The organism is Streptomyces virginiae (genome assembly GCF_041432505.1).
Lineage (GTDB): Bacteria > Actinomycetota > Actinomycetes > Streptomycetales > Streptomycetaceae > Streptomyces > Streptomyces virginiae_A.
Window position 1 is genome coordinate 1,563,169 of sequence record NZ_CP107871.1, and the last position, 23,452, is coordinate 1,586,620.

The window sequence follows — 23,452 nt, forward strand, 5'->3', positions numbered from 1 at the left end:
GTAAACACACAGCCGTGGCCCAAGTAGAATCCCTCCACGTGACTGCCAAGCCCCGCATCCCCAATGTCCTGGCCGGCCGCTACGCCTCCGCGGAGCTCGCCGTCCTGTGGTCCCCCGAGTACAAGGTGACGCTGGAGCGGCGGCTGTGGCTCGCCGTGCTGCGCGCCCAGAAGGACCTCGGTATCGAGGTCCCGGACGAGGCCCTCGCCGACTACGAGCGTGTCCTCGAGACCGTCGACCTCGCCTCCATCGCCGAGCGCGAGAAGGTCACCCGGCACGACGTGAAGGCCCGTATCGAGGAGTTCAACGCCCTCGCCGGTCACGAGCACGTCCACAAGGGCATGACCTCCCGCGACCTGACCGAGAACGTCGAGCAGCTGCAGATCCGGCTCTCGCTGGAGCTCGCCCGGGACCGCACGGTCGCCGTCCTCGCCCGCCTCGGCAAGCTGGCCGGCGAGCACGCCGAGCTGGTCATGGCCGGTCGCTCCCACAACGTGGCCGCGCAGGCCACCACGCTGGGCAAGCGCTTCGCCACCGCGGCAGACGAGCTGCTGGTGGCCTACGCCCGCCTCGAGGACCTGCTGGGCCGCTACCCGCTGCGCGGCATCAAGGGCCCCGTCGGCACCGCCCAGGACATGCTCGACCTGCTCGGTGGCGACGCCGCCAAGCTCGCCGACCTGGAGCAGCGGATCGCCGCCCACCTCGGCTTCGCCGAGGCCTTCACCTCGGTGGGCCAGGTCTACCCGCGCTCGCTCGACTACGACGTGGTCACCGCGCTGGTGCAGCTGGCCGCCGCGCCCTCGTCGATCGCCAAGACGATCCGCCTGATGGCCGGCCACGAGCTGGTGACCGAGGGCTTCAAGCCCGGCCAGGTCGGCTCCTCCGCGATGCCGCACAAGATGAACACCCGCTCCTGCGAGCGCGTGAACGGCCTGATGGTCATCCTGCGCGGCTACGCCTCGATGACCGGCGAGCTGGCCGGCGACCAGTGGAACGAGGGCGACGTCTCCTGCTCCGTGGTCCGCCGCGTGGCTCTGCCGGACGCCTTCTTCGCCTTCGACGGCCTGCTGGAGACCTTCCTGACGGTCCTCGACGAGTTCGGCGCCTTCCCGGCCGTCGTCGCCCGCGAGCTGGACCGCTACCTCCCCTTCCTCGCGACCACCAAGGTCTTGATGGGCGCGGTGCGGGCCGGTGTGGGCCGCGAGGCCGCCCACGAGGTCATCAAGGAGCACGCGGTGGCCTCCGCCCTGGCCATGCGCGAGCAGGGCGCCGAGCGCAACGAGCTGCTCGACAAGCTGGCCGCCGACGAGCGGATGCCGCTGGACCGGGCCCAGCTCGACGCCCTGATGGCCGACAAGCTGTCCTTCACGGGCGCCGCGGGCGACCAGGTCGCGGCGGTGGTCTCCCGTATCGAGGCGATCGCCAAGCAGCACCCGGAGGCCGCCGGGTACGCGCCGGGGTCGATCCTCTGACCCCCGACGAGCTGAACGCCGCCCGCGACCGCGTCCTCCCGGACGTGGTCGCGGGCGGTCTGCGTGTGCTCTTCTGCGGAATCAACCCCGGACTCCTCTCCGCCGCGACGGGCCACCACTTCGCCCGCCCCGGCAACCGCTTCTGGCCCGTCCTGCACCTCTCGGGCTTCACACCCCGCCGGCTGGCCCCCGCGGAACAGGAAGAGCTGCTGACCTACCGCCTCGGCATCACCAACGTCGTGGCCCGGGCCACGGCCCGCGCCGACGAACTGAGCGCCGAGGAGTTCCGCGAAGGGGGCCGCATCCTGACGGCCAAGGTGGAACTGCTGCGCCCCCAGTGGCTCGCGGTGGTCGGCGTCACGGCCTACCGCACCGCATTCGGCGACCGGAAGGCCCAGATCGGCCCCCAGGAGCGGACCATCGGCGCCACCCGCGTCTGGGCCCTCCCCAACCCGAGCGGTCTCAACGCCCACTGGACCGCCGAGTCCATGGCCCAGGAGTACGCCCGCCTCCGGACGGCCGCGGAAGCCTCCGAAGCCGGCGCCGACTAGGAGCTGTCCGGCGGCTCATGCGCCGGCGGGCCGAGTTGCCGTACGCGGACGGTGCGGGCATCCGGAGTGCGGCGTAGATCACTCACGGCTTGTCTGCGTTCCAGGCCATTCCCACCCTGGCTCTGCTTGGCTGGTTGCTCTGACGATCACAGGAGGTCGATACGTATGGCGCTCACACACTGGGGGTTCATCTACACGGCGGACGGCAGCGCGGCAGGTGGCGATGTCAGCGTCGTGGACACGGGTACGTGCCGCAGTGTGTTCGTCGGGGTGGAGAAGCCCGAGGAGGGCATCGAGGCCGCGCGCCGCCTGGTGGGCGAGGGCGTGCAGTTGATTGAACTGTGCGGGGGATTCGGGCCGGTATGGGCCGGGCGTGTGATTGAGGCGATCAACGGCGCAGTCCCCGTGGGCGCGGTCGGCTACGGACCCGAAGCGGTCGATCAGGTGCACGCGATCTTCTCGTGACGGGTGCCGGCTCCTTCACTCCGACAGGGACCGGAGCCGGAGCCGAATGGCTGCGACGGTGACGGTGCCGGTGCCGTGAAAGATGTAGGCCTGTGCTTGATCTGGCGTCGGCGCAGGTAGCGGCGGTTCCGCCGAGATGATCGGGCCGGGTCCGGGGGCGCCCACCGTCCGGGCGGGCGACACGGACACGCTCCATCACGGGAACGAGCTGCGGTGCGTCGCCCCGATCGGGGCGGTGCTGCCGGGGCGTCCGTCTTGCCGGAACCCGGGGTGGCTTCTTGCGTGCTCCGTCGGCGTTCCGGTGAGCACGGCAGGACGTTGGATCCACGCTCACCATCGACCGGTCGATGCAGCCCGTCGCGTCAGCGTCGGCCAGGACGGCCTTGAAGATCGTGTCCCACATGCCGTCCGCAGAGCAACGCTTTCCTCATTCGTGAGATCTCCCCGCCCCATGAACGTGCCAAGGACTTGAACCCGGGACAGGTCACATGATCCGTCGGACAGGCCCTAGAGCGGATCGGTGACGGTGACCCCTGCCATCAGCTGGTAGGGGTCCTCCTCGGACCACTGCGCCACGTAGGCCACCAGCCAGTGCTCTCCGACCCGCCACAGGTGCACGTGGTCGGTGCAGTCGCCGATCTCCCCCCACGGCTGCGGTATCTCCTCCCCGCCGAAACCGCGCTCCCTCAACGTCCCCAGACCCACGACCTGCGGCTCCCCCCACCGGTCGGTCACCGCCTGGGCGAGCGCCCCGTACTCGGCACCGATCTGATCGGCCGCCTCGATCCGGCCCGTGCCGTCGTCGTCCCAGAAGTCCTGTGTCCTGGCGAGCTGGACCAGGTGGAATCCCGGGCCGCTGCTGTTTCCTCCGGTCCGGACCGGCTCGGGCGGGAACTCCTTCGCCCGGAGCCGGTCGATCGTGTCGAGGTGCTCTGCCGTGGTCATACCGTCAGTATCCCGAGGGCCACTGACAACTGGCCCGACGTCACGCGTCCCGGCGGCGCACCGCCATCCAGCCTCCCAGCACGGCGATCGCCGCCCACAGCGCCAGTACTCCCAGACCGGCCCACGGGCCGAGGTCACCGTACGACTGACTGCGCATCATGGCCTGTCCGGCCCGGTCCGGCATGAACTGCCCGACCCCTCTCGCCGCCGAACCGACGACGAAGGACACCATGACGACGAAGGGTATGAGCATGCTCAGGACGGCCACGCCGCTGCGTAGCACCGCGGTGAGTCCGGCCGCGAACAGCGTCATCAGCGTCAGGTAGAGGCCGCAGCCGACGACAGCCCGCACCGTGCCCGGGTCTCCCAGGGCGAGGGCGCGCTCTCCCATGAACGCCTGGCCGGCCGTGAAGGTCGCCAGTCCGGCGAACTGGCCGACGACGAGGGCGAGCGCCCCGAGCATCGCGATCTTCGACAGGTAGAAGCGGGTGCGGTCGGGCACCGCGGTGAGGCTGCTGCGCAGGGCTCCGTTGTGGAACTCGGCGGAGAAGGCGGTCGCGCCGAAGGCGATGGCGGCTATCTGACCGAAGTTGAGCCCGTAGAAGGCCGCGAGGAGCGGGTCCTCCCCCATGCCGCCCTCGTCGGTCCCGCCCAGTGCCGCGGCCGTAAGGGCCTGTATGCCCACCGTGGCGACGAGGACGGATATCAGGGACCAGAAGGTGCCCCGGAGGGACCGGATCTTGATCCATTCCGAGTGCAGTACGGCGGTCGTGGGCAGAACGGTGCTCATGGCGAAGCCTCCTGGACGTGCGGGAGCGGGTGGTCGGTCAGTGGGTCGCGGTGAACTGCGCGTGATCGGCGGTGAGGTCGAGGTAGGCCTGCTCGAGCGAGGCGCGCTCGTCGGACAGTTCCAGCAGGGGAACCCCTTCGCGGGCGGCGAGGGCGCCCAGCCGCTCGGCCTGTATGCCCTCGACGGTCCATCGCCCCTCGGCCGAGGAGGCCAGCTCGAAGCCGTCCCGGGCCAGCGCGGCCCGTAGCCGGACCGGGTCGGAGGTGCGCAGGCGCACCCTGGGGGTGCTGCGGGCGTCGATGAACTCCTTCATCGAGGTGTCGGCCAGCAGCCTGCCGTTGCCGAGCACGACCAGGTGGTCGGCCAGCGCCGAGGTCTCCGACATCAGGTGGCTGGAGACCAGGACGGTGCGTCCTTCGGCGGCGAGGGAGCGCATCAGCTCGCGGATCCAGATGATGCCCTCGGGGTCGAGGCCGTTGGTGGGCTCGTCCAGCAGGAGCACCCCGGGGTCGCCCAGGAGCGCGGCGGCGATGCCGAGGCGCTGGCGCATGCCGAGCGAGAAGGACTTGATCCGCCGCTCGGCGACGGAAGCTATGCCGGTCTGCTCCAGGACCTCGTCCACCCGGTTCGCGGAGATGCGGCCGGCCGCGGCGAGCAGGCGCAGGTGGTCACGGGCGGTCCGCCCGCCGTGAGCCGCCTGGGCGTCCAGGAGAGCGCCGACCCGGTGCAACGGGTCCGGCAGGTCGAGGTAGTGCAGGCCGCCGATGGTGGCCGTGCCGGATGTGGGCCGGTCCAGACCCAGGAGCAGGCGCATCGTGGTGGACTTCCCCGCGCCGTTGGGACCCAGGAAGCCGGTGACCCGCCCTGGCAGGACGTCGAAGGTGAGGCCGTCCACCGCACGGTGGGCGCCGTATCGCTTGGTGAGTTCTCGGATCTCGATGCTGTTCATGGCTCAAGACTCGCCGCCGGCCCCACCCCCTTCCCTCCCCCATGCGAGGGTGGCGTCTCCCCCGCATGGGGGAGACGGCCGCGAACAGGGCGCTGCCACCATGGAGTCATGAAGCGACTGCTGCGCGCCCCGTTCCAACCGGTGACCTATTCACGCTGGTTGCACCTCTGCGTGCCGCTGCTGCTCCTGGCCGTATGGATGTTCATCATGCCCCGGTGGCCCTGGGTGCCGCTGCTGCTCGTCCTGCCGTTCGGGCTGTTGCCCTGGGTGCGACTGGCGGAAGGTCTTCAGGCGCGGTTCCTGCTCACGCCGTACGACCGCGACTCCTCCGACAGCGCCATAAGCCTGGCTCCGTCGGCCCACTGGGCGGACCGCTGGCGCACCGTGCTGTGGCTGGAGACGCGGATGGTGATCGCGGTCGGTGCGTTCGGCGCCACGGTCTTGCTGTCGGCGATGGCGGTGGAGCTCGTCGCGACAGCGGTCGGCCATCCTCCGGGTTCCGACCTCTTCCTGCCGTTCGTGCCCGGGCGCTGGGTCGCCGCACTGCTGGTGCCCGTGCCGTTGGTCGTCCTCATCGCCATCGTGGCCCTGCTCGGCGAGTTGATCACCGCGGCCGCCACCCGCCTGCTCAGCCCGTCCGCCGCCGAGCGGCTGACCGCTCTGGAGGCGCGCACGGAGCAGTTGTTGGAGCGCACCCGCATCGCGCGGGAACTGCACGACTCCATCGGGCACGCCCTCACCGTGGCCGTCGTGCAGGCGGGCGCGGCCCGCGCCGCGGGTGATCCCGCCTTCACCGATCGGGCGCTGTGCGCGATCGAGGAGACGGGCCGGGCCGCGCTGGAGGATCTGGAGCGGGTGCTGGGGGTGTTGCGGGAGTCGGGACAGCCACCGTCCCAGGGGCCGACGCTGGCGGAGGCCGACCGGCTGCTGGCGTCGGCCCGGGCTTCCGGCTCCGCCGTGGACGCGCAACTGACAGGGTCGCTGGAGAAGTTGCCGGGTCCGGTCACCCGGGAGGGTTACCGGATCCTGCAAGAGGCTCTGACCAACGTCCTGCGCCATTGCGGTCCCGTGCCGGTGCGGGTGCGGGTGGAGATGACCGCGGGCCGGCTGGACCTGGAGGTGACCAACCCCCTGCCGGAAAGCCCCGGGGTCACGGCGGGCGGGGGGAGCGGGCTGCGCGGGATCCGGGAGCGGGCCGCGCTGCTCGGCGGGGAGGCCGAGACCGGTCTGCACGAGGGGGGTTGGAGAGTGCGCGCCCGGCTGCCGCTGGAGCGAATACGCTGACCGGATGCCGGTTACCGTACTGCTCGTCGACGACGAGCCCCTGGTGCGTGCGGGTCTGCGCGCCGTCCTGGACGCCCAGCCCGACATCGAAGTGGTGGGTGAGGCGGCCGACGGGGCCTCCGTGATCCCCCTGGTCCGGCAGCTGCGGCCGGATGTGGTGGCGATGGACGTGCGGATGCCGCTTCTCGACGGGATCGAGGCGACCCGTGCGGTGCTGCGGACGGTGGACTGCCCGCCGAAGATTCTCGTGGTGACCACCTTCGAGAACGACGAGTACGTCTACCAGGCGCTGCGGGCCGGCGCGGACGGCTTCCTGCTGAAGAGGGCCCGGCCTTCGGAGATCGTGCACGCGGTACGGCTGGTGGCGGAGGGCGAGACACTGCTCTTCCCCGCGGCGGTGCGGGCCCTGGCCGCCGAGTACGGGAACCGGCAGGCCCGGGCGGTGCTGGAGCGGGCCGCCCTGACCGAGCGGGAGGAGGCGGTCCTGCGGCTGATGGCGCGGGGGCTCACCAACGTGGAGATCGCCGCCGAGCTGATCATCGGGACGGAGACGGTCAAGTCCCACGTCAGCGCGATCCTCGCGAAGCTGGGGGCGCGGGACCGGACCCAGGCGGTGATCACGGCGTACGAGTCGGGGTTCGTCTCCCCCGCATGAGGGAAGGTCTGCTTCCGGCCGATGGGGGGCTGCTTCTCGCCGACGCACCGGGCGGGCAGTACGATCCGGCTGACAAGCTCGCTACCTGGGAGGACACACGTTGGGGCAGCTGACCGGCGGGGACCCCTCTCTGCTCCGGCGGATCAATTCCGCCGTGGTGCTGCGCGCACTGCGGACGGCCGGATCGCCGACCCTGACCGACCTGACACGGCTGACCGGGCTCTCCCGGCCGACCGTCGAAGGTGTCGTGGAGGGGCTGATCGCCACCGGGCTCGTGGTCGAGGCGGACGCGGAGGAGGGTGCGCGGCGACAGGGCCGCCCGGCCAGGCGGTTCCGCTTCCGGACCGAGGCGGGGCACCTGCTGGGCATCGAGATCGGTTCGCACCGGATCGCGGTGCTGCTGTCCGGGCTCGACGGCCGGGTCATCGGCGCCGGCACCAAGGACGTCGCGGAGACGGCGTCCGCCGATGAGCGGCTGGAGAAGGTACGGGCGGCCGTCGCCGATCTCCTGCGCCGCGCCGGGGTGCCGCGGGACTCGCTGCGTGCGGTCGGCGTCGGCAGCCCCGGCATCGTGGAGGCGGACGGTACGGTCCGCCTCGGCACCGCGCTGCCCGGCTGGACCGGGCTGCCGCTCGGGGAACGGCTGCGGCGCTCCTTCCGCTGCCCGGTGCAGGTGGAGAACGACGCGAATGCGGCCGCGGTCGCCGAGCACTGGAAGGGGGCCGCGCGGGACACCGGCGACATGGTGTTCGTGATGGCCGGGCTCAGCCCCGGGGCCGGTTCGCTGATCGGCGGCAGGCTGCACCGGGGTTTCGGTGGAGCGGCCGGCGAGATCGGCGCCCTGCACCTGCTGGGCCGCGAGGTCACGCCCGAGCGTTTGCTGTCGACCACCGGTGAACCGCTGCATCCGCTGGACGAGCCTGCCGTCGCCGAGGTCTTCGCGATGGCCAAGCGGGGCGACGAGCGGGCGGTGGCCGCCGTGGAGCGGTTCCTGCAGCGGCTGGTGCACGACGTGGCGGCACTGGTCCTGGCGATGGATCCGGAGCTGGTGGTCGTCGGCGGCTGGGCGGCCGGCCTGGACGGGGTCCTGGAGCCCCTCCGCCAGGAACTGGAGCGCTACTGCCTGCGCCCGCCGAGGGTGGCCCAGTCGATGCTCGGCGAGGCCGCGGTGGCCACCGGCGCCCTACGGCTCGCGCTGGACCACGTCGAGGAGGAGCTCTTCGCGGTGGAGAAGACGGTCACGGCCCGCCGCTGACCCCGCCGTGGATCCTGGATCCGGTCCGGCACGGGCTCCTCGGGTCGCCCGTCGTCGACGCGCGCCCCGAGGAGGTCACCGCGTCCGGATGCCGCGTCCGGATGCCACGGTCAGTCGGTCCAGACGTCCCACCACTGTTGCGACTGGAAGTTCTTCTGCCACAACTGGACACGGGCTCCGTTGCCCACGACGTTCGCGTCGCGGTCCATGACGATGTTGCCGCCGCCGTAGAAGCGGGCGTTGTAGATCGCACGGTCGCCGGACGGGTGGGACCAGCTCTGCTGCGGGGTGTTGTTGCAGTCCCAGATCTGCACCTTGGTGCCGTTGCGGCCACCGCCGTTGAGGTCGGCGTCCAGGCATTTGCCGGGGAAGCGGTAGCTCTCCAGCGCGCCGTTGTTCCAGAGGTACCAGCGCTGCTGGGTGGAGCCGTTGCACTGCCAGATCTGGACAACCGTGCCGTTGCCACCGCCGTTCGCGTCCACGTCCAGACACTGCGTGGTGGGGCGTTTGGCGAAGTCGTTGGTGATCCGGACGGGCTGGTTCAGTAATCGCTGCGGCGCGGGGGCCGCCACCCCGGGTTCCGGAACGGTCCAGTGCACGGGCCGGGGCTCGTTCCGGTCCGGGGCATGCGTACCGGTGGGGTCTGCGCCCGCGGTTCCGGTGAGAGCGGTGGCGAGGACTGCGACGGCGGCTGCGGTGACCGCCGCCGGTCGGACGATGCGAGGCACGTTCTTTCCCTCCTGGCTCTTCGGGTGCGTGCGTGAGGCGCAGCGGCAGGCCGGGGTGCCACGGGTGGTACGCGTGCCGGTGCCACGGGCCGGGAGACAGCTGAACACAGCCCGAGCCCCCGCGTCAGGGCGCCTATCGGCCACGCAGGCTCGGGCAGCGGCGGCCGAGGAGCCGGCGGGGGCCCGGGAGGCGTAGCGGGCGTGGCGGGGGTGGCGTGGCGGGGGTGGCAGGCGTTGCGCTCCACCGACGCCCCGTCAGTCCCGGGTCTGCGCGTCCTCCTTGTTCGCTGCAGGGATCCGGGCACGGGCACGCCGGCACCCGGCGATCACCGCCGTCGGTGGTCCGACGCCGCGGTGGCCGGGACGCCTCGCACAGGGTCGCGTCAGGAGGCGACGCGCGACTCGTGGGTGATCTCGACGTTGCCCGAGTCGCCGAAGGTGAGGCGGCAGGTGTCCGCGCGGTAGGTGGCCACCGAGACCGCCGCCGTGCCCGCGGCGGTGAAGTAGCGCGTGGTGACCACGAGCACCGGGGCGCCGGGCAGACGGTCCAGCTCCTTGGCGTCGTCGGCGCGGGCGGAGCCGAGTTCCACCGAGCGGTCCTGCCCGTCGAGCACCAGCCGCTGCAGTTCGCGCAGGACGGCGCGGGCGCGGGCCGGGCCTGCCGGGGCCTCGATGGCGGGAAGTCCGGGCACCGACGCGGCGGGGACGTAGAGCAGTTCGGCGGCGACGGCCTGACCGTGGGAGACGCGGGTCCGGCGCACCGTGTGCACCGGCTGGTCGGCGGCGAAGGCGCCCCCGGTTCCGAGGAGTTTCAGCACCGCGGCCGTCGGCAGGGTCTCGGCCGCGTCCACCGGCTCCCAGCCGTCGACGCTCTCGCCCGGCCAACTGTGCTGCGCACTGCCGACGGCGACGCCGACGCGCGGCGGGGCGACGGTGGTGCCCACGCCACGGCGGCGCTGCAGCCGGCCTTCGAGCTCCAGCTGCTCCAGCGCCTGACGCAGGGTCGCGCGGGCGACACCGAAACGGGCGGCGAGCTCACGCTCGTTGGGCAGCACCTCACCGACGGCGAAGTCCTGGTCGAGCGCCTCGCTGAGGACGGTCTTGAGGTGCCAGTACTTCGGCTCCGGTGCCGTTTCGAGCTGCGTGGTCCCCACCCTGACTCCTCCTGCCATCGCCGCACTCGCCGTGTGTTCCAGCGGCAGTTCCGCGCCTTTGTTTATTAAAGGTTCCTGCACTATCCCTGCGACGATAGGACGGCACACCCCCTTGGTCAAGACCAATGCTCATACCTTTGCCGGGCAGAACGGGCATACGTATCAAGCCGTTCATAGGATGTTCTCGTGGGCACGGAAGGCTTGTAGTCAAGGGCTACCGGACGGTAATCATGGCGGTAGGCACTACTGACATCCTGTCTCGCACGCGTCCTACCGACGAGGAGCAGCATGACCGCCACGGTCTCCTTCACGATCGATTCGCCGCTCGGCCCCCGCCCCACGACCATCGCCTACGAGCGCAAAGGCGCGGGCGAACCCCTTCTGCTGCTGCACGGCATAGGCCATCACCTCCAGGCCTGGCACCCGGTGATCGACATCCTGGCCGCCGAGCACGACGTGATCGCCGTCGACCTGCCCGGCTTCGGCGTCTCGGAGCCCCTGCCCAAGGGGGTTCCGTACTCCCTGGGGACGGTGGCCCCGGCACTCGGGGCGCTCTGCACGGCCCTCGGCGTCGAGCGCCCGCACGTCGCGGGCAACTCGCTCGGCGGTCTGCTCGCCCTCGAAATGGGTCGGAGCAACCTCGTCCGCTCCGTCACCGCCCTCTCCCCCGCCGGCTTCTGGACCGAGGCCGAGCGCCGCTACGCCTTCGCCACCCTCCTCGCGATGCGCGCCGGCGCCAGGGCGCTGCCCCTGCCCGCCGTCCGGCGGCTCTCGCGTACCGCCGCGGGGCGTGCCGCGCTCACCGGCACCATCTACGCCCGCCCGTCCCGCCGCCCCGCCGAGGCCGTCGTCGCCGAGACCCTCGCCCTGCGCGATGCCACCGGGTTCGAGGACACACTGGCCGCGGGTGGCTCCGTACGCTTCACCGACGACGTGCCCGGCATGCCGGTGACCATCGCCTGGGGCAGCCGCGACCGGCTGCTGCTGCGCCGACAGGGCATCCGCGCCAAGCACACGGTCCCCGGCGCCCGACTCGTCCGGCTCCCGGGCTGCGGCCACGTCCCGATGAACGACGATCCGGCGCTCGTGTCCCGGGTGGTGCTCGACACGGCCCGCAGCGCACGGCTCGTGGCCGCCTGAACGGATCGGCCGGATCGGCCGGATCTGGATCTGGAGGGGGCCGGTCCTGGATCGGCCGGATCGGATCCCCGATCGACCGGATCCACCGAACATCTGAACAGATGAACGAATGAGCGGCTGACGGCTGTTCATCCGGGGTTCGCGTGGGCGACGCGGCCGGGCCGGTGTGCGACGGCACGCTGGTCCGACCCGTCCTCGCCGGCCCCAGGAGACGTACCGATGGCATCGATCCCGCACACCCGACGGTCCCTCATCGGCGGTTCCCTCGCCCTGTCCTCCGCGCTCATCGCCGCCCCCGCGCTCGCCGTCCCCGCCTTCGCGCGCTCCGGCCGGCCGGCCGCGCTCTGGGGCGTCCAGTCCGGCGAGATCACCGCCCACTCGGCCACCGTGTGGACCCGTTCCGACCGCCTGGCACGGATGTACGTCGAGACCTCCCCGAGCGAGGCGTTCCGCTACGCCGTACGCCGCCACCGCGGCCCGCTGCTCGGCCCGTCGAGCGACTTCACCGGCACCACCGTGCTCCGCGACCTGCCGCCCGGCCGACAGATCCACTACCGGGTCGTCCTGACCGACCCCGACGACCCCCGCCGCAGCTCCGCACCGGTCCACGGCACCTTCCGCACCACCCCCGTCTCCCGCCGCCACGACGTGCGCTTCCTGTGGTCCGGCGACCTGGCGGGCCAGGGCTGGGGCATCAACCCCGATCTCGGCGGCTACCGCGTCTTCGAGGAGATGCGACTGCGCGACCCCGACTTCTTCCTCTTCAGCGGGGACACCATCTACGCCGACGGGCCGATCAACGCCACCGCGCCGCTGCGCGACGGCAGCCTCTGGCGCAACGTCACCACCGAGGAGAAGGCGAAGGTCGCCGAAACGCTCGCCGAGTTCCGCGGGAACTTCCGCTACAACCTCCTCGATCGCAATCTGCTCGGCTTCAACGCCCAGGTCCCGGTCCTCGCCCAGTGGGACGACCACGAGGTGCGCAACAACTGGTACCCCGGCCAGCTCATCGACGACCCCCGCTACACCGTCAAGGAGGCCGACATCCTCGCCGCCCGTGCCCGCCAGGCCTTCGGCGAGTACTTCCCCGTCACCGACCTGCGCGGAGGCCGCTCCGAGGGCCGGATGTACCGGGTGATGCGGTACGGCCCGCTGCTCGACGTCTTCGTCCTCGACATGCGCACCTACCGGAACGCCAACTCCCCCGACACCCAGCCCGAGGACCCCATCGGCATCCTCGGCCCCGAGCAGCTGGCCTGGGTCAAGCGCGAGCTGTCCCGCTCCCGCGCCACCTGGAAGGTCATCGCCGCCGACATGCCGCTGGGCATCGTCGTCCCCGACGGGGCCACGAACTTCGAGGCCGTCGCCCAGGGCGACCCGGGCGCACCGCTGGGCCGCGAGCTCCAGATCGCCGAGCTCCTGCGACACATCAAGCACCAGCGCATCACGGGCACCCTCTGGGTCACGGCCGACGTGCACTACACCGCCGCGAACCACTACGCGCCGGAGCGGGCGTCCTTCACCGACTTCGCGCCCTTCTGGGAGTTCGTCTCCGGCCCGATCGGCGCGGGCGGCTTCCCGGCCGGGCGGCTCGACGCCACCTTCGGCCCGGAGACCGCCTACGTACAGTCGGCCCCCTTCGCCAACATGTCACCGTCCGAGAACCCGCCGTACTACGGTGAGGTCGACATCGACGGCGGCAGCGGGGAGCTCACCGTCCGGCTGCGCCGCCAGGGAGGGGGCGTACTCTTCACGCGGACGCTCCGGCCCGGCCGCGTGGGCCAGTGACGACCGGATACCTCCGGAAGCGGCGGCCGCTCCGGCCCCCGATCCGGAAATGGCCCGGAAAACTGGGTGAAATCGGCCAGATGGACACTTAACCAGTCGGTCACAGATCGTTCGTGATCACGCAACACCCCTGCGCCACAGTGGTGTGCATGACTGACCGTAACCCCGCCTCCGTCCACCGTCCCCACCGTCACCACTGGCGCCGTGACGTCGTCGAACTCGCCGCGATGTTCTGCGCCGTCGCGGTCGCCGACGCCATCGCCAATCTCGTCGTGCACGGCCCGCGGGGCCCCGTCCTGCTCGTGGCCTCGGCCGTCGTACTCCTGGTGACGGCGGCCTTCCACACCTGGTGGGCCCGGCGCCACAGCCATGCGCCCCCGCCGCGGAGCACAGCTCCCACCGATCCGGCATCGCTCCCGTCGACGAGCCCCGGCGCGGCCGCGACAGCAAGCGCGACCGCGACCGCCAACAGCACCACCCTCTGGCGGATGCGCACGACCGTACGGGACGAGCCGGGCTCACTGGCCTCCCTCTGCACCGCCCTCGCCCGCAACAGCGTCGACATCCTGACCCTCCAGACGCACCCGCTCCCCGAGGGCGGCACCGTCGACGAGTTCCTGCTGCGCGCCCCGCAGGAACTGCCCTCCGCCGACCTCGGCCGGGCCGTTTCCCGGGCCGGTGGCCACAGCACCTGGATCGAGCGCGCCGACGCCCACGACCTGGTCGACACCCCGACGCGGGTCCTCGGCCTCGCCACCCGCACCGCCCTGGACGCCGCCGAGCTGCCCCTCGCCCTGCGTCAGCTGCTCGGCCGCTGCACGATCCACTCGATCCCGGCGACCACTCTCGCCGGTCGCCCCAACGCCGGCGCGGACGCCCCGGTCGAGGGGGTCCTGGAAGCCACGGTGATGCGGCTGCGCGACCCCTCCGGCGGTGCGATCACCGTGGAGCGGCCGTACCTGCCCTTCACCCCGACCGAATTCGCACGGGCCCGCGCCCTCGTCGAGCTCGACGCCCGGCTCGGCCCCCGCGTTCCGCGCAGCCAGGACGTGCTGACCCTGCCCGAGGGCAACGAGATCACCGTGCGCCGCGCCGACGGCTCCGACCTGCCGGCGGCCCGCGCCATGCACGACCGCTGCTCCGAGCGCACCCTGTCGCTGCGCTACCACGGCCCCGTCCACGACGCCGACCGCTACCTCGGCCACCTGCTGAGCCCCCGCTTCGGCCGCACCCTCGCCGCGACCACCGCCTCCGGCAAGCTCGTCGCCCTCGGCCACCTGCTGTGGGACGGCGACGAGACCGAGGTCGCCCTGCTCATCGAGGACGACTGGCAGCGCCGCGGCATCGGTTCCGAGCTGCTGCGCCGGCTCCTCGCGATGGCCGTCGAGGCCGGGTGCGACAGCGTGTACGCCGTCACCCAGGCCTCCAACACCGGCATGGTCGCCGCCATGCGCGGCCTCGGCCTCCCTCTCGACTACCAGATCGAGGAGGGCACCCTGGTGATCACGGCCCGGCTGGACGCGACCCCGGTCAGCTCCCGCCTGCCCTACGAGCCGCCGTACGAGCTGCCCCGCGCGCTCCCGTACGAGCTCCCCCGCGAGCAGTCTGCTCCGCACCGCCGCCGCTGAACGATCCGTCCGGACCACCGGGACCCCGACCGGGTCCCGGCTCCGGCGGGGGCGGCGGTTCCGGCGGGATCCGGCCAAGCTGCGCGCGTACCGTCCCCGGCGACGTTCCGGTCGGGGCCGTGAAGTCGCTTGTCCGGCACGGTGGTTGAATGTTTTTCGCACGGACTGCCGACCTCGCTCCGGCCCTCGTCAGCAGTCCGACGGCAATCGGTGATGACGGGAACCCGTCTCGCATACGAAGATGTCCGCATGTCAGAGACCCTCCACAACGGCAGTGCACCTCGGCTGCCCCGCCAGGTGGCCGACGCATACGTCGACGACCTCATCGCCCTCGACCCGATCACGGGCACCTACCTCGGTGTCGCCGCGAGTTCGAGCAAGCTCCCGGACTTCTCCCCGGCGGGCCGTGCGGCCCTGGCCGAGCTCATCCGCGAGACCCTCACGCACCTCGACGCCGCCGAGTCGGTGCCCGGCGCCGACAGCGACGCCGAACGCCGATGTGCCCGGCTGCTGCGCGAGCGCCTCACCGCCGAGCTCGCCGTGGTGGAGGCCGACGAGGACCTGTGCGCGGTCAGCAACATCCACAGCCCCGCGCACTCCGTCCGTGAGATCTTCTCCCTGACCCCCTCCGACACCGACGAGGACTGGGCGGCGATCGCCGAACGCCTACGGGCCGTACCGGCCGCCTTCACCGGCTACCGCGAGAGCCTCGAACTGGGCCTGGAGCGCGGCCTGTACGGTGGCCCGCGCGCCACCACCACCATGATCGGCCAGCTCACGACCTGGGTCGGCCAGGACGGCTCCGAGGCACCCTTCTTCGAGGGCTTCGTCTCCGCCGGTCCCGACTCCCTGCGCACCGAGCTCGACGCCGCGGCCGCGGGCGCGACCGCCGCCGTCGTCGAACTCCGCGACTGGATGAAGTCGGTGTACGCCCCGGCCGTCGAGGGCAAGCCGGACACCGTGGGCCGCGAGCGGTACGCCCGCTGGGCCCGCTTCTTCAACGGCACCGACCTCGACCTGGAAGAGGCGTACGCCTACGGCTGGTCGGAGTACCACCGGCTGCTCGCCGAGATGAAGTCCGAGGCGGCCAAGATCCTTCCGGGCGCCGGCCCCTGGGAGGCACTGGGGCACCTGGACGAGCACGGCACGCACATCGAGGGCGTGGACGAGGTCCAGGCCTGGCTGCAGGGCCTGATGGACGAGGCCATCGAGAACCTCGACGGCACCCACTTCGAACTCGCCGAGCGCGTGCGCGAGGTGGAGTCCCGCATCGCCCCGCCGGGCGGCCCCGCGGCCCCGTACTACACGTCCCCCTCGGAGGACTTCTCCCGCCCGGGCCGCACCTGGCTGCCCACCATGGGCCTGACCCGCTTCCCCGTGTACGACCTGGTGTCCACCTGGTACCACGAGGGCGTGCCGGGCCACCACCTGCAGCTCGCGCAGTGGACACACGTGGCGGATCAGCTCTCGCGCTACCAGGCCACCGTCGGCATGGTCAGCGCCAACGCCGAGGGCTGGGCACTGTACGCGGAGCGGCTCATGGACGAGCTGGGCTACCTCAAGGACGCCGAGCAGCGCCTGGGTTACCTGGACTGCCAGATGATGCGCGCGGCCCGGGTCATCGTGGACATCGGCATGCACGTGGGCCTGGAGATCCCGGCGGACTCGCCGTTCCACCCGGGTGAGCGGTGGACGGTGGATCTCGCGCAGGAGTTCTTCGGCCTGCACAGCGGCCGGCCCGCGGACTTCGTCGAGAGCGAGCTGACCCGCTACCTGTCGATGCCGGGTCAGGCGATCGGCTACAAGCTGGGCGAGCGCGCCTGGCTGCTGGGCCGGGACAACGCGCGTGCCGCGCGGGGCGATTCCTTCGATCTGAAGGCCTGGCACATGGCGGCGCTCTCGCAGGGCTCGCTGGGTCTGGACGATCTGGTGGACGAGCTGTCGAAGCTCTGACGACTCGGCCGCACCGGCGGCGGACGACGGACGACGGACGGGCCGCTCATCCCCGGGGGATGGGCGGCCCGTCCGCGTCGGCGCCGTCAGACGTACACGTCAGCAGCCGCAGTCGTCCGAGTCGGTCGGCGCGGTCAGCGGGTCGGCCTCGGCACGCTGCCGGCCGCCCTGCCAGGTCTCGACCTCGAAGCCCTCGCGGATCCAGTACTCGATGCCGCCGAGCATCTCCTTCACCTGGAAGCCCAGTTCGGCCAGGGCGAGGGCGGAGCGGGTGCCGCCGTTGCAGCCGGGGCCCCAGCAGTACGTCACCACGGGGACGTTCTTGTCCAGGAGCCGCTCGGCCTGCTCGGGAACGAGGCCGGTGGGCAGGTGGACGGCGCCGGGCACGTGGGCCTGGTCCCAGGACGGGGTGGAACGGGAGTCGACGAGCTGGAAGCCGAGCTCGGCGCCCTGCTCACGGTGGGCCTTGAAAGCGGCGGCGACATCCGACACGTCCGCGTGGAAGGCCAGGCTCGCGGAGAAGTACGCGGCCGCCGCGGCCGGGGAGGCCGGAGGCACCCGGAGCACGGGGTTGGTGGTGGTCGTGGGGGCGGAGGTGGTGTTCTGCGTCGTCGTCATGGCAAGAAATCTATGATTCGTCGATCATCACAGGAAGTGGCTTTCCCCGGCCTTCTCCTTGTCCGACCGGGGAATTCCCTGCTAGACCTGCAGCATGACCGACTATTCCCCTGACGCCACCGACTGGCGGATCCTCGAAGCCCTCCAGCGGGACGGGCGCGCCAGTTTCACCGAGCTCGCCCGCTCCGTGTCCATGTCCGCGAGCGCCGTCACCGAGCGGGTCCGCAGGCTGGAGGAGAGCGGCGTCATCACCGGCTACACGGCGGTGGTGGATCCGGAGAAGCTCGGCAAGTCGATCCTCGCGCTGGTGCGACTGCGCTACCCGCACGGCAACTACAAGCCCTTCCACGACTTCCTGGAGGCCACCCCGGAGATCCTGGAGGCCCACCACGTCACGGGGGACGACTGCTTCGTCCTCAAGGTCGCGACGCGTTCGATGGCGCACCTGGAGGAGGTCACAGGCCGAATCTCGGGGCTCGGTTCGGTGACGACGAGCGTCGTCTACTCCTCGCCGCTGCCCCGCAGGCCGCTCAGTCCGTGAGCGCCGCCGTCCGGTGGCGCACCACGGAGCCGCCGCGCTGCTTGACGATCTCCAGCTGGGTCTGGACGCGGGTCCGTAGGTCGGCGACGTGGCTGACGATGCCGACGCTGCGGTCCCGCTCGCGCAGTGCGTCCAGGACGTCGAGCACCTCGTCCAGCGCCTGGTCGTCGAGGCTGCCGAAGCCCTCGTCGATGAAGAGGGTGTCGAGGCGCATGCCGCCCGCCTCGTCCGTGACCACGTCCGCGAGGCCGAGCGCCAGGGCGAGCGAGGCGAAGAAGGTCTCGCCGCCCGACAGGGTGGCGGTGTCCCGCTCACTGCCGGTCCACGCGTCGACGACGTGCAATCCGAGGCCGGAGCGCCCCCGGCCGCTCGCCCGCGCGTCGGAGTGGACCAGGGTGTAGCGGCCGCCGGACATGCGCAGCAGCCGTACCGTCGCGGCGGCGGCCACCTGCTCCAGGCGGGCGGCCAGCACGTAGGCCTCCAGGCGCATCTTGCGCTCGTTGTCGGCGGAGGTGCCGGCGGTGAGTCCGGCCAGTCGGGCGACCCGGTCGTAGGCCTCGCGCAGCGGGCCGAGCGCGCGCAGTTCCTGCTCGGCCTGCCGGGAGAGCCGGTCGAGCTCCGCGCAGCGCACCCGGGCCGCGTCGGCCGCCGACCCCGCCGTACGAAGCTTCGCCGCGGCGGAGGTCGCGGCGGCCTCGGCCGTGTCCGGTGCGGCCGGAGGCAGGGCTGCCGCCAGGGCGGCGCCGGTCTCGCGACGGCGGTCCGCCAGCAGGGCCTCCTCCGTCTGCCAGGCGTCCATCCGGTGTTGGAGCGCGGTGCGTTCGTACTCCGGGAGCACCGCGTCGGCGGCGGCCTCGATGGTGTCGAACCCGGCCTTGAACGAGGCGTCGGCGAGCTGGTCGTCGGCCTCCTTCAGTCGGGCCGCGGTGGTCTCGGCCCGGCGCAGCGAGGTGGCGGCGCCGGAGACGATCCGGACCCGGTCCTCCAGGGTGCGGGCGCGGGCCGCGACGGTGGGCGCACCGTCCCGGACGAGGGCCAGTTCGGCCTCCAGCCCCGCCTGTTCGCGGTCCAGGGCCTCGCGCCGGGAGGCCCTGGCGGCGGCCCGGGTCTCGGCGCCCTGCCGGTCGGCGCTGCGCGTGGCGTGCTCCCGCTCGGCCCGGGCGAGCTGCTCACGGGCGGCGTGCAGGCCGGCGGCCGCGGCATGGGCGGCGGCATGACGGCCGCTCAGGTCGGCGGTAAGGGTGAGCAGTTCGGCGGTGGTGGCGTCCCCTGCGGCGGCCGCGGCCTCGGCGCGGGCCTCCTGCGCGGCGGCGAGCCGGCGCTCGACGGCGGCCCGCGCCTGCTCGGCCCGTTCGAGATGGGCATGGGCGGCGTCCTCGGCCGCGCGGTCCACGTGGCCAGGGGCCGGACGGGCCGGAGCGGGGTGTTCCGCGGACCCGCACACGGTGCAGGCCTCCCCCGCGACCAGTGCCTCGGCGAGCTCGGCGGCGATGCCGCGCAGCCGGGCCTCCTTGAGCTCCAGCCAGCGCTCCCGGGCGGCGGCCGACTCCTCGCGCAGGGTGAGCAGTTCACCGGCGGCGCGCGTCGCGTCGGCGTCGAGCTCGTCCCGTCGGCGGGCGGAGTTCAGTTGCATGCGGGCGGGTTCCAGTCGGCCCGCGAGCTGCTCTGCCAGGGTGGCGGCCTGCTGGGCGGCGTCCACGCGCTCCTGCAGCGCCGCCCGGGTCGCCTCCCAGCGCTCCAGCCACTCGGCGGACTCCTGGTGCTGTTCCTCGGCGGCGCGGGACTCCCGTTCCAGGTCGGCCCGTTCGCGGCCGATCTCGGCGCTGCGCTGTTCGGAGCGCTGCGCCGCGCCGAGGGCTCCCAAGGCCTCGCGCAGGCGCTGCTCGACGTCGGCCAGTTGCTCGGCGCCCGCTTCCCCCAGCGTCGGCGGGAGCTGAGCCCGGGCGGAGGTCTCGGCGTGCGCGGCGGTCAGGTGCGCGGCGGAGGCGGCGCCGCGCAGTTCCAGGGCGGGGGCCACCAGGGCTCCGCGCCGGGCCCGGTCCAGCAGGTCGCGCACCCGGTCCCGGTCGGGTGCGGCCTCGGCCAGCAGGGCGGCCCGCCGGAGGGTCTCCGCGTGGCGGCGCTGCAGCCGGTCGAGTTCCCGCGCGTCCTCGGCGGCCCGCCGGGCGGCGGCGTGCCGGCTCTCGACGGCGGCCAGCGCGTATTCGGCGACCTCGAGACGCTCGCGGGCCGCGCACCGGGCGACGGCCGCCCAGGCGCGGACGGCCTCGGCGAGTCCGGGATCGCCCGGCTGGTGGCCGGGCATCGGCCAGGCCCGCAGGTCGGCGCTGTCGCCGGCGGCCTGGGCGAGCCGCTGGGCGGTGTGCAGCACCTTCTCGTCGCCGGCGCGGACCTTGGCCTCGGCGGCCCGGCGGCGCTCGCCGAGCAGGGCCTCGACGGCGGCGAAGCGGCGGGTGTCGAAGAGCCGGCCGAGCAGGCGGCCGCGGGCCGCCTCGTCGGCGCGCAGGAACTTCGCGAACTCCCCCTGCGGCAGCAGCACGACCTGGCAGAACTGCTCGCGGCTCATGCCGAGCAGCTGCTCGATCTCCTCGCCGATCTCCTGGTGGGAGCGGCTGAGCGGCTCCCAGCCCTCGCCGGTGTGCTCGCGCAGCCGGCTCTGGGCCTTGTCCTTGGTGGTGCCCGTGCCGCGCTTCTTGGGGCGTTCCTGTTCGGGCCGCCGGGTGATCTCCAACCGGCGTCCGCCCGCGGTGAGTTCGAGGGTCACCTCGGTCGGGGTGTCGGCGGCGGCGTGGTCGCTGCGCAGGCTGGTGCCGGGGGCCTGGCGGGGGCCGGGCACGGAACCGTAGAGGGCGTAGCAGACAGCGTCGAGCACAGAGGTCTTCCCGGCTCCGGTGGGTCCGTGCAGCAGGAAGATGCCGGCGCCGGACAGGGCGTCGAAATCGATCTCCTGGGGTTCGGCGAAGGGCCCGAAGGCGGTCACGGACAGGCGGTGCAGCCTCATCGGTGGGTCTCCCGGTGGCTGTCGTCGGCCCGTACGTCGTCGAAGGCGCCTTGCAGGACGGCCCGTTCGGCCTCGTCGGCGTGGCCGCCGCCGCGCACGTGGGCGACGAAGTCCTCGGCGATCTCCTGATCGCTGCGGCCCTTGAGCCGCTGGGCGTAGGAGGCGCCGGTCTCCTCCTGGCGGCCCTCGGGGTCGAAGGCGAGCGTGAGGGTGTGCGGGAAGCGGGCGGCGAGGCGGGCCATGGGGTCGTCGGGTCGGACCGGGTCGGTGAGGGTGGCCTCGACCCAGGCGTCCTCGTGCACCTGGTGCGCCGGATCCCGCAGCAGGTCCTCCAGCGGCCCGCGCAGCCGGGCGAGGGTGCGGGGTACGGGGGTGTCGACGCGCTCGGTGTGGACGATGTCCCCGTCCGCACCCAGTTCGATCAGCCACATGGTCTTGCGGTGGTCGGCCTCGGAGAAGGAGTAGGCGAGCGGGGAACCGGAGTAGCGGACCCGTTCGGAGATGGTCTGGCTGCCGTGGAGGTGGCCGAGGGCGGCGTAGTCCACGCCGTCGAAGACCGAGGCGGGTACGGCCTCGACCCCACCGACGGTGATGTCGCGCTCGCTGTCGCTTGCCTGTCCGCCGACGACGAAGGCGTGCGCGAGGACGATCGAACGGGTGCCGGGCGCGCGGCCGGCGAGGTCGGCCCGGATGCGGTCCATGGCGGCGCCGAGGACCGCCTCGTGGCTCACCTTCTCGGCGCCGAGCTGATCCTTGACCAGGGCGGGCTCCAGGTACGGCAGGCCGTACAGCGCCACGTCACCGTGTACGTCGGCCAGGACGACGGGGTCGGCGCAGCCGGTCGGGTCGGTGCGCAGGTGGATCCCGGCCCGGTCGATGAGTCCGGAGCCGACGCCGAGCCGGCGCGCGGAGTCGTGGTTGCCGGAGATCATCACGGTGGGCACGCCCAGGTCGGCCAGGCGGTGCAGGGCCCGGTCGTACAGCTCGACGGCGGGCAGCGGGGGCACGGCTCGGTCGTAGATGTCACCGGCGACCAGGACGGCGTCGACCTCGTGTTCGCGCACGGTCTCGATGAGGTGGTCGATGAAGACCGCCTGGGCGCCGAGCAGGTTGACCCGGTGGAAGGCCCGGCCGAGGTGCCAGTCGGAGGTGTGCAGGAACTTCACTCGCCGGCCCCGCCGCGCATGCCGTCTCCCCCTGGTCGTCTCCCGCTCGCTGAACCCCTCTACGCTAACCCGTCCCCGGGGGCGCTCAGGGCGCGTACGTCTCTCCGCCGAGGGTGAGACCGGCGCTGCCCGCGGTGGTGTCGGCGAGCCAGGCCTCGAAGGCGGGCAGGTCCGCCTCGGGGAGGGCCACCTCGATCTCCACGTCGGCGCCGTAGCGCAGGTCCACCACGGTCCGGCCGGTGGAGCGCAGATCGTTCTGGATCTTGCCGGCCCGCTGGTGGTCGACGGTGACGGTGGCCAGCCGGTAGCGGCGTCGGGTGACGGTGCCGAGTTCGTCGAGGGCCTCGCCGACGACGCCGCCGTAGGCCCTGATCAGCCCGCCGGCGCCGAGCTTCACGCCGCCGTAGTAGCGGGTGACGACGGCGACGGCGTAACGGATGTCGCGGCGCATGAGCATCTGCAGCATGGGCACCCCGGCGGTGCCGCCGGGCTCGCCGTCGTCGCTCGCCTTCTGGACGGAGGCGTCGGCGCCGACGACGTAGGCGAAGCAGTTGTGCGAGGCGGTGGGGTGCTCCTTGCGGATGCGCGCGACGAAGTCCTGGGCCTCCTGCTCGGTCGCGGCCGGGGCGAGCGAGCAGAGGAAGCGCGAGCGGTTGATCTCGGACTCGTGCATGCCCTCACGGGCCACCGTCACGTACTGGTCTGCCTTCACCTCACCACCCTAAGCGGTACGGAACGGGCCCCCTCCCGCCCGAGACGACGTCGCGGCATCGCCCATGGCACCACCTAGGTTGGCGGGTATGGAATCACGGGGGCGGAACTACCGGTACGTGGGACCGGCCGAGCTGAGGGCGCTCGTCCGGCCGGAGGGCGAGGGCCGTCGCATCCGCTCGGCCGAGGATCTCGAGAACTGGGCCTCGGGCCGGGCGGCGGCCGAGCTGTCCGAGCCCGTGACGTTCGTCGTGGACGGCGCCGGTGTGCTGCGGCTCGCGCCGCGGCGGAGCGAGCACGTGGTGTGCGCGGGTGGCGGCCCGGTGCTGAGCGCCGGGGAGATGGCCTTCGGGCGGGAGTCCGGGCGGTGGGTGGTCCGTGAGGTGAGCAACCAGTCGACCGGATACTGCCCGGACACCTGCTCGTGGCCGGCCGTGGCGGACGCCCTGGACGCGGCGGGGATCGGGCGTCCGGGCGGCTTCACCCACGGGGTGGTGTTCCGCAGGTGTCCCGCCTGCGAGCAGCTGAACATCGTCCGGGACGAGTACTTCGTCTGCGTCTTCTGCGACGGGCCGCTCCCGTCGAGATGGAACGTGGACCCGTCAGCGGGGTAGGCGACCCAGCACGGCCCGGAACCTCTCGCGCACGTACTGCGGAG

At 72.6% G+C, this 23,452-nt stretch carries 21 protein-coding genes and 1 pseudogene; 12 read left to right on the forward strand and 10 right to left on the reverse strand.

The features are described from left to right. The first annotated feature begins 38 nt into the window (after positions 1-38). The 3 genes from purB (at position 39) to OG624_RS07270 (ending at position 2,488) form a co-directional block, all read left to right on the forward strand. On the forward strand, positions 39-1,472 hold the full coding sequence (gene purB, locus OG624_RS07260) for an adenylosuccinate lyase (RefSeq protein ID WP_030719003.1): 1,434 nt from the start codon (positions 39-41) through the stop codon (positions 1,470-1,472). Further along, positions 1,469-2,023 carry a G/U mismatch-specific DNA glycosylase gene (gene mug / locus OG624_RS07265; protein ID WP_033221060.1) on the forward strand — a complete coding sequence of 185 codons (555 nt, stop codon included), beginning with the start codon at positions 1,469-1,471 and terminating at the stop codon, positions 2,021-2,023. Before purB ends, mug begins: the two co-directional genes overlap by 4 nt. 165 nt (positions 2,024-2,188) lie before the next feature. Beyond that, the gene (locus tag OG624_RS07270; protein ID WP_033220913.1) at positions 2,189-2,488 is read left to right on the forward strand and encodes a DUF6506 family protein; all 300 of its coding nucleotides are present in this window, start codon (positions 2,189-2,191) and stop codon (positions 2,486-2,488) included. A gap of 29 nt (positions 2,489-2,517) precedes the next feature. Here OG624_RS07270 and OG624_RS07275 read toward each other — a convergent pair. The 4 genes and pseudogenes from OG624_RS07275 to OG624_RS07290 all read right to left on the reverse strand — a co-directional run. Further along, positions 2,518-2,912, reverse strand: a pseudogene (locus OG624_RS07275) (IS5/IS1182 family transposase); the annotation flags it as partial. 83 nt (positions 2,913-2,995) lie between these two features. Further along, positions 2,996-3,433: a hypothetical protein gene (locus tag OG624_RS07280; RefSeq protein ID WP_033220911.1), complete on the reverse strand. Its 438-nt coding sequence runs from the start codon at positions 3,431-3,433 to the stop codon at positions 2,996-2,998. A 40-nt stretch (positions 3,434-3,473) separates the two neighbouring features. Beyond that, complete coding sequence (locus OG624_RS07285; RefSeq protein WP_371639234.1) at positions 3,474-4,223, reverse strand: ABC transporter permease; 750 nt, start codon at positions 4,221-4,223, stop codon at positions 3,474-3,476. Positions 4,224-4,260: 37 nt separating this feature from the next. Further along, positions 4,261-5,172 carry an ABC transporter ATP-binding protein gene (locus tag OG624_RS07290; protein ID WP_371639235.1) on the reverse strand — a complete coding sequence of 304 codons (912 nt, stop codon included), beginning with the start codon at positions 5,170-5,172 and terminating at the stop codon, positions 4,261-4,263. A 108-nt stretch (positions 5,173-5,280) separates the two neighbouring features. Between OG624_RS07290 and OG624_RS07295 the strand changes: the two genes are divergently transcribed. The 3 genes from OG624_RS07295 (at position 5,281) to OG624_RS07305 (ending at position 8,366) form a co-directional block, all read left to right on the forward strand. Further along, positions 5,281-6,456, forward strand: coding sequence for a sensor histidine kinase (locus OG624_RS07295; protein WP_371639236.1), 1,176 nt, complete (start codon positions 5,281-5,283; stop codon positions 6,454-6,456). Positions 6,457-6,460: 4 nt separating this feature from the next. Then, positions 6,461-7,111: a response regulator gene (locus OG624_RS07300; protein ID WP_033220905.1), complete on the forward strand. Its 651-nt coding sequence runs from the start codon at positions 6,461-6,463 to the stop codon at positions 7,109-7,111. Between the two features lie 100 nt (positions 7,112-7,211). Further along, entirely contained in the window at positions 7,212-8,366 is a 1,155-nt protein-coding gene (locus tag OG624_RS07305) for an ROK family transcriptional regulator (RefSeq protein ID WP_033220904.1), read from the forward strand. A gap of 110 nt (positions 8,367-8,476) precedes the next feature. Here the strand turns inward: OG624_RS07305 and OG624_RS07310 are convergent, their stop codons facing one another. Continuing rightward, a complete protein-coding gene (locus OG624_RS07310) occupies positions 8,477-9,094 on the reverse strand; it encodes an RICIN domain-containing protein (protein ID WP_326747612.1) in 618 nt (205 codons plus the stop codon). A 383-nt stretch (positions 9,095-9,477) separates the two neighbouring features. After that, entirely contained in the window at positions 9,478-10,248 is a 771-nt protein-coding gene (locus tag OG624_RS07315; protein ID WP_033220901.1) for a GntR family transcriptional regulator, read from the reverse strand. A gap of 288 nt (positions 10,249-10,536) precedes the next feature. Between OG624_RS07315 and OG624_RS07320 the strand changes: the two genes are divergently transcribed. From OG624_RS07320 to OG624_RS07335, 4 genes are all read left to right on the forward strand, one after another. Beyond that, positions 10,537-11,388 (forward strand): alpha/beta fold hydrolase, encoded by an 852-nt coding sequence (locus OG624_RS07320; protein ID WP_033220900.1) that lies wholly within the window; start codon positions 10,537-10,539, stop codon positions 11,386-11,388. Between the two features lie 219 nt (positions 11,389-11,607). Further along, positions 11,608-13,176 carry an alkaline phosphatase D family protein gene (locus OG624_RS07325; RefSeq protein ID WP_371639238.1) on the forward strand — a complete coding sequence of 523 codons (1,569 nt, stop codon included), beginning with the start codon at positions 11,608-11,610 and terminating at the stop codon, positions 13,174-13,176. 149 nt (positions 13,177-13,325) lie between these two features. Further along, positions 13,326-14,804 carry a GNAT family N-acetyltransferase gene (locus tag OG624_RS07330; protein WP_161292870.1) on the forward strand — a complete coding sequence of 493 codons (1,479 nt, stop codon included), beginning with the start codon at positions 13,326-13,328 and terminating at the stop codon, positions 14,802-14,804. A 249-nt stretch (positions 14,805-15,053) separates the two neighbouring features. Continuing rightward, positions 15,054-16,757 (forward strand): DUF885 domain-containing protein, encoded by a 1,704-nt coding sequence (locus OG624_RS07335; protein WP_371639239.1) that lies wholly within the window; start codon positions 15,054-15,056, stop codon positions 16,755-16,757. A gap of 99 nt (positions 16,758-16,856) precedes the next feature. Here OG624_RS07335 and OG624_RS07340 read toward each other — a convergent pair whose 3' ends face one another. Beyond that, positions 16,857-17,375, reverse strand: a complete 519-nt coding sequence (locus tag OG624_RS07340; RefSeq protein ID WP_033220898.1) for a rhodanese-like domain-containing protein — start codon at positions 17,373-17,375, stop codon at positions 16,857-16,859. A gap of 94 nt (positions 17,376-17,469) precedes the next feature. Here OG624_RS07340 and OG624_RS07345 point away from each other — a divergent pair, with 94 nt between their 5' ends. Continuing rightward, on the forward strand, positions 17,470-17,916 hold the full coding sequence (locus tag OG624_RS07345) for an Lrp/AsnC family transcriptional regulator (protein WP_033220896.1): 447 nt from the start codon (positions 17,470-17,472) through the stop codon (positions 17,914-17,916). Here OG624_RS07345 and OG624_RS07350 read toward each other — a convergent pair. From OG624_RS07350 to OG624_RS07360, 3 genes are all read right to left on the reverse strand, one after another. Beyond that, entirely contained in the window at positions 17,906-20,917 is a 3,012-nt protein-coding gene (locus tag OG624_RS07350; RefSeq protein WP_033220894.1) for an AAA family ATPase, read from the reverse strand. The two genes, OG624_RS07345 and OG624_RS07350, sit on opposite strands and share 11 nt — an antisense overlap. Beyond that, entirely contained in the window at positions 20,914-22,083 is a 1,170-nt protein-coding gene (locus tag OG624_RS07355) for an exonuclease SbcCD subunit D (RefSeq protein ID WP_033220892.1), read from the reverse strand. Before OG624_RS07355 ends, OG624_RS07350 begins: the two co-directional genes overlap by 4 nt. 85 nt (positions 22,084-22,168) lie before the next feature. Further along, positions 22,169-22,795, reverse strand: a complete 627-nt coding sequence (locus tag OG624_RS07360; protein ID WP_033220887.1) for a YigZ family protein — start codon at positions 22,793-22,795, stop codon at positions 22,169-22,171. Positions 22,796-22,883: 88 nt separating this feature from the next. Between OG624_RS07360 and OG624_RS07365 the strand changes: the two genes are divergently transcribed. After that, positions 22,884-23,408, forward strand: a complete 525-nt coding sequence (locus OG624_RS07365; RefSeq protein WP_371639240.1) for a hypothetical protein — start codon at positions 22,884-22,886, stop codon at positions 23,406-23,408. Positions 23,409-23,452 lie beyond the last annotated feature (44 nt).

Excerpts from the sequence above, each read along its gene's own strand:
- OG624_RS07325 (WP_371639238.1), top strand. The coding sequence starts at position 11,608 with ATGGCATCGATCCCGCACACCCGACGGTCCCTCATCGGCGGTTCCCTC.
- OG624_RS07290 (WP_371639235.1), bottom strand. The coding sequence starts at position 5,172 with ATGAACAGCATCGAGATCCGAGAACTCACCAAGCGATACGGCGCCCAC.
- OG624_RS07320 (WP_033220900.1), top strand. The coding sequence starts at position 10,537 with ATGACCGCCACGGTCTCCTTCACGATCGATTCGCCGCTCGGCCCCCGC.
- OG624_RS07300 (WP_033220905.1), top strand. The coding sequence starts at position 6,461 with ATGCCGGTTACCGTACTGCTCGTCGACGACGAGCCCCTGGTGCGTGCG.
- OG624_RS07330 (WP_161292870.1), top strand. The coding sequence starts at position 13,326 with ATGACTGACCGTAACCCCGCCTCCGTCCACCGTCCCCACCGTCACCAC.
- OG624_RS07295 (WP_371639236.1), top strand. The coding sequence starts at position 5,281 with ATGAAGCGACTGCTGCGCGCCCCGTTCCAACCGGTGACCTATTCACGC.
- OG624_RS07345 (WP_033220896.1), top strand. The coding sequence starts at position 17,470 with ATGACCGACTATTCCCCTGACGCCACCGACTGGCGGATCCTCGAAGCC.
- OG624_RS07335 (WP_371639239.1), top strand. The coding sequence starts at position 15,054 with ATGTCAGAGACCCTCCACAACGGCAGTGCACCTCGGCTGCCCCGCCAG.
- OG624_RS07280 (WP_033220911.1), bottom strand. The coding sequence starts at position 3,433 with ATGACCACGGCAGAGCACCTCGACACGATCGACCGGCTCCGGGCGAAG.
- OG624_RS07350 (WP_033220894.1), bottom strand. The coding sequence starts at position 20,917 with ATGAGGCTGCACCGCCTGTCCGTGACCGCCTTCGGGCCCTTCGCCGAA.
- OG624_RS07365 (WP_371639240.1), top strand. The coding sequence starts at position 22,884 with ATGGAATCACGGGGGCGGAACTACCGGTACGTGGGACCGGCCGAGCTG.
- OG624_RS07270 (WP_033220913.1), top strand. The coding sequence starts at position 2,189 with ATGGCGCTCACACACTGGGGGTTCATCTACACGGCGGACGGCAGCGCG.
- OG624_RS07285 (WP_371639234.1), bottom strand. The coding sequence starts at position 4,223 with ATGAGCACCGTTCTGCCCACGACCGCCGTACTGCACTCGGAATGGATC.
- OG624_RS07340 (WP_033220898.1), bottom strand. The coding sequence starts at position 17,375 with ATGACGACGACGCAGAACACCACCTCCGCCCCCACGACCACCACCAAC.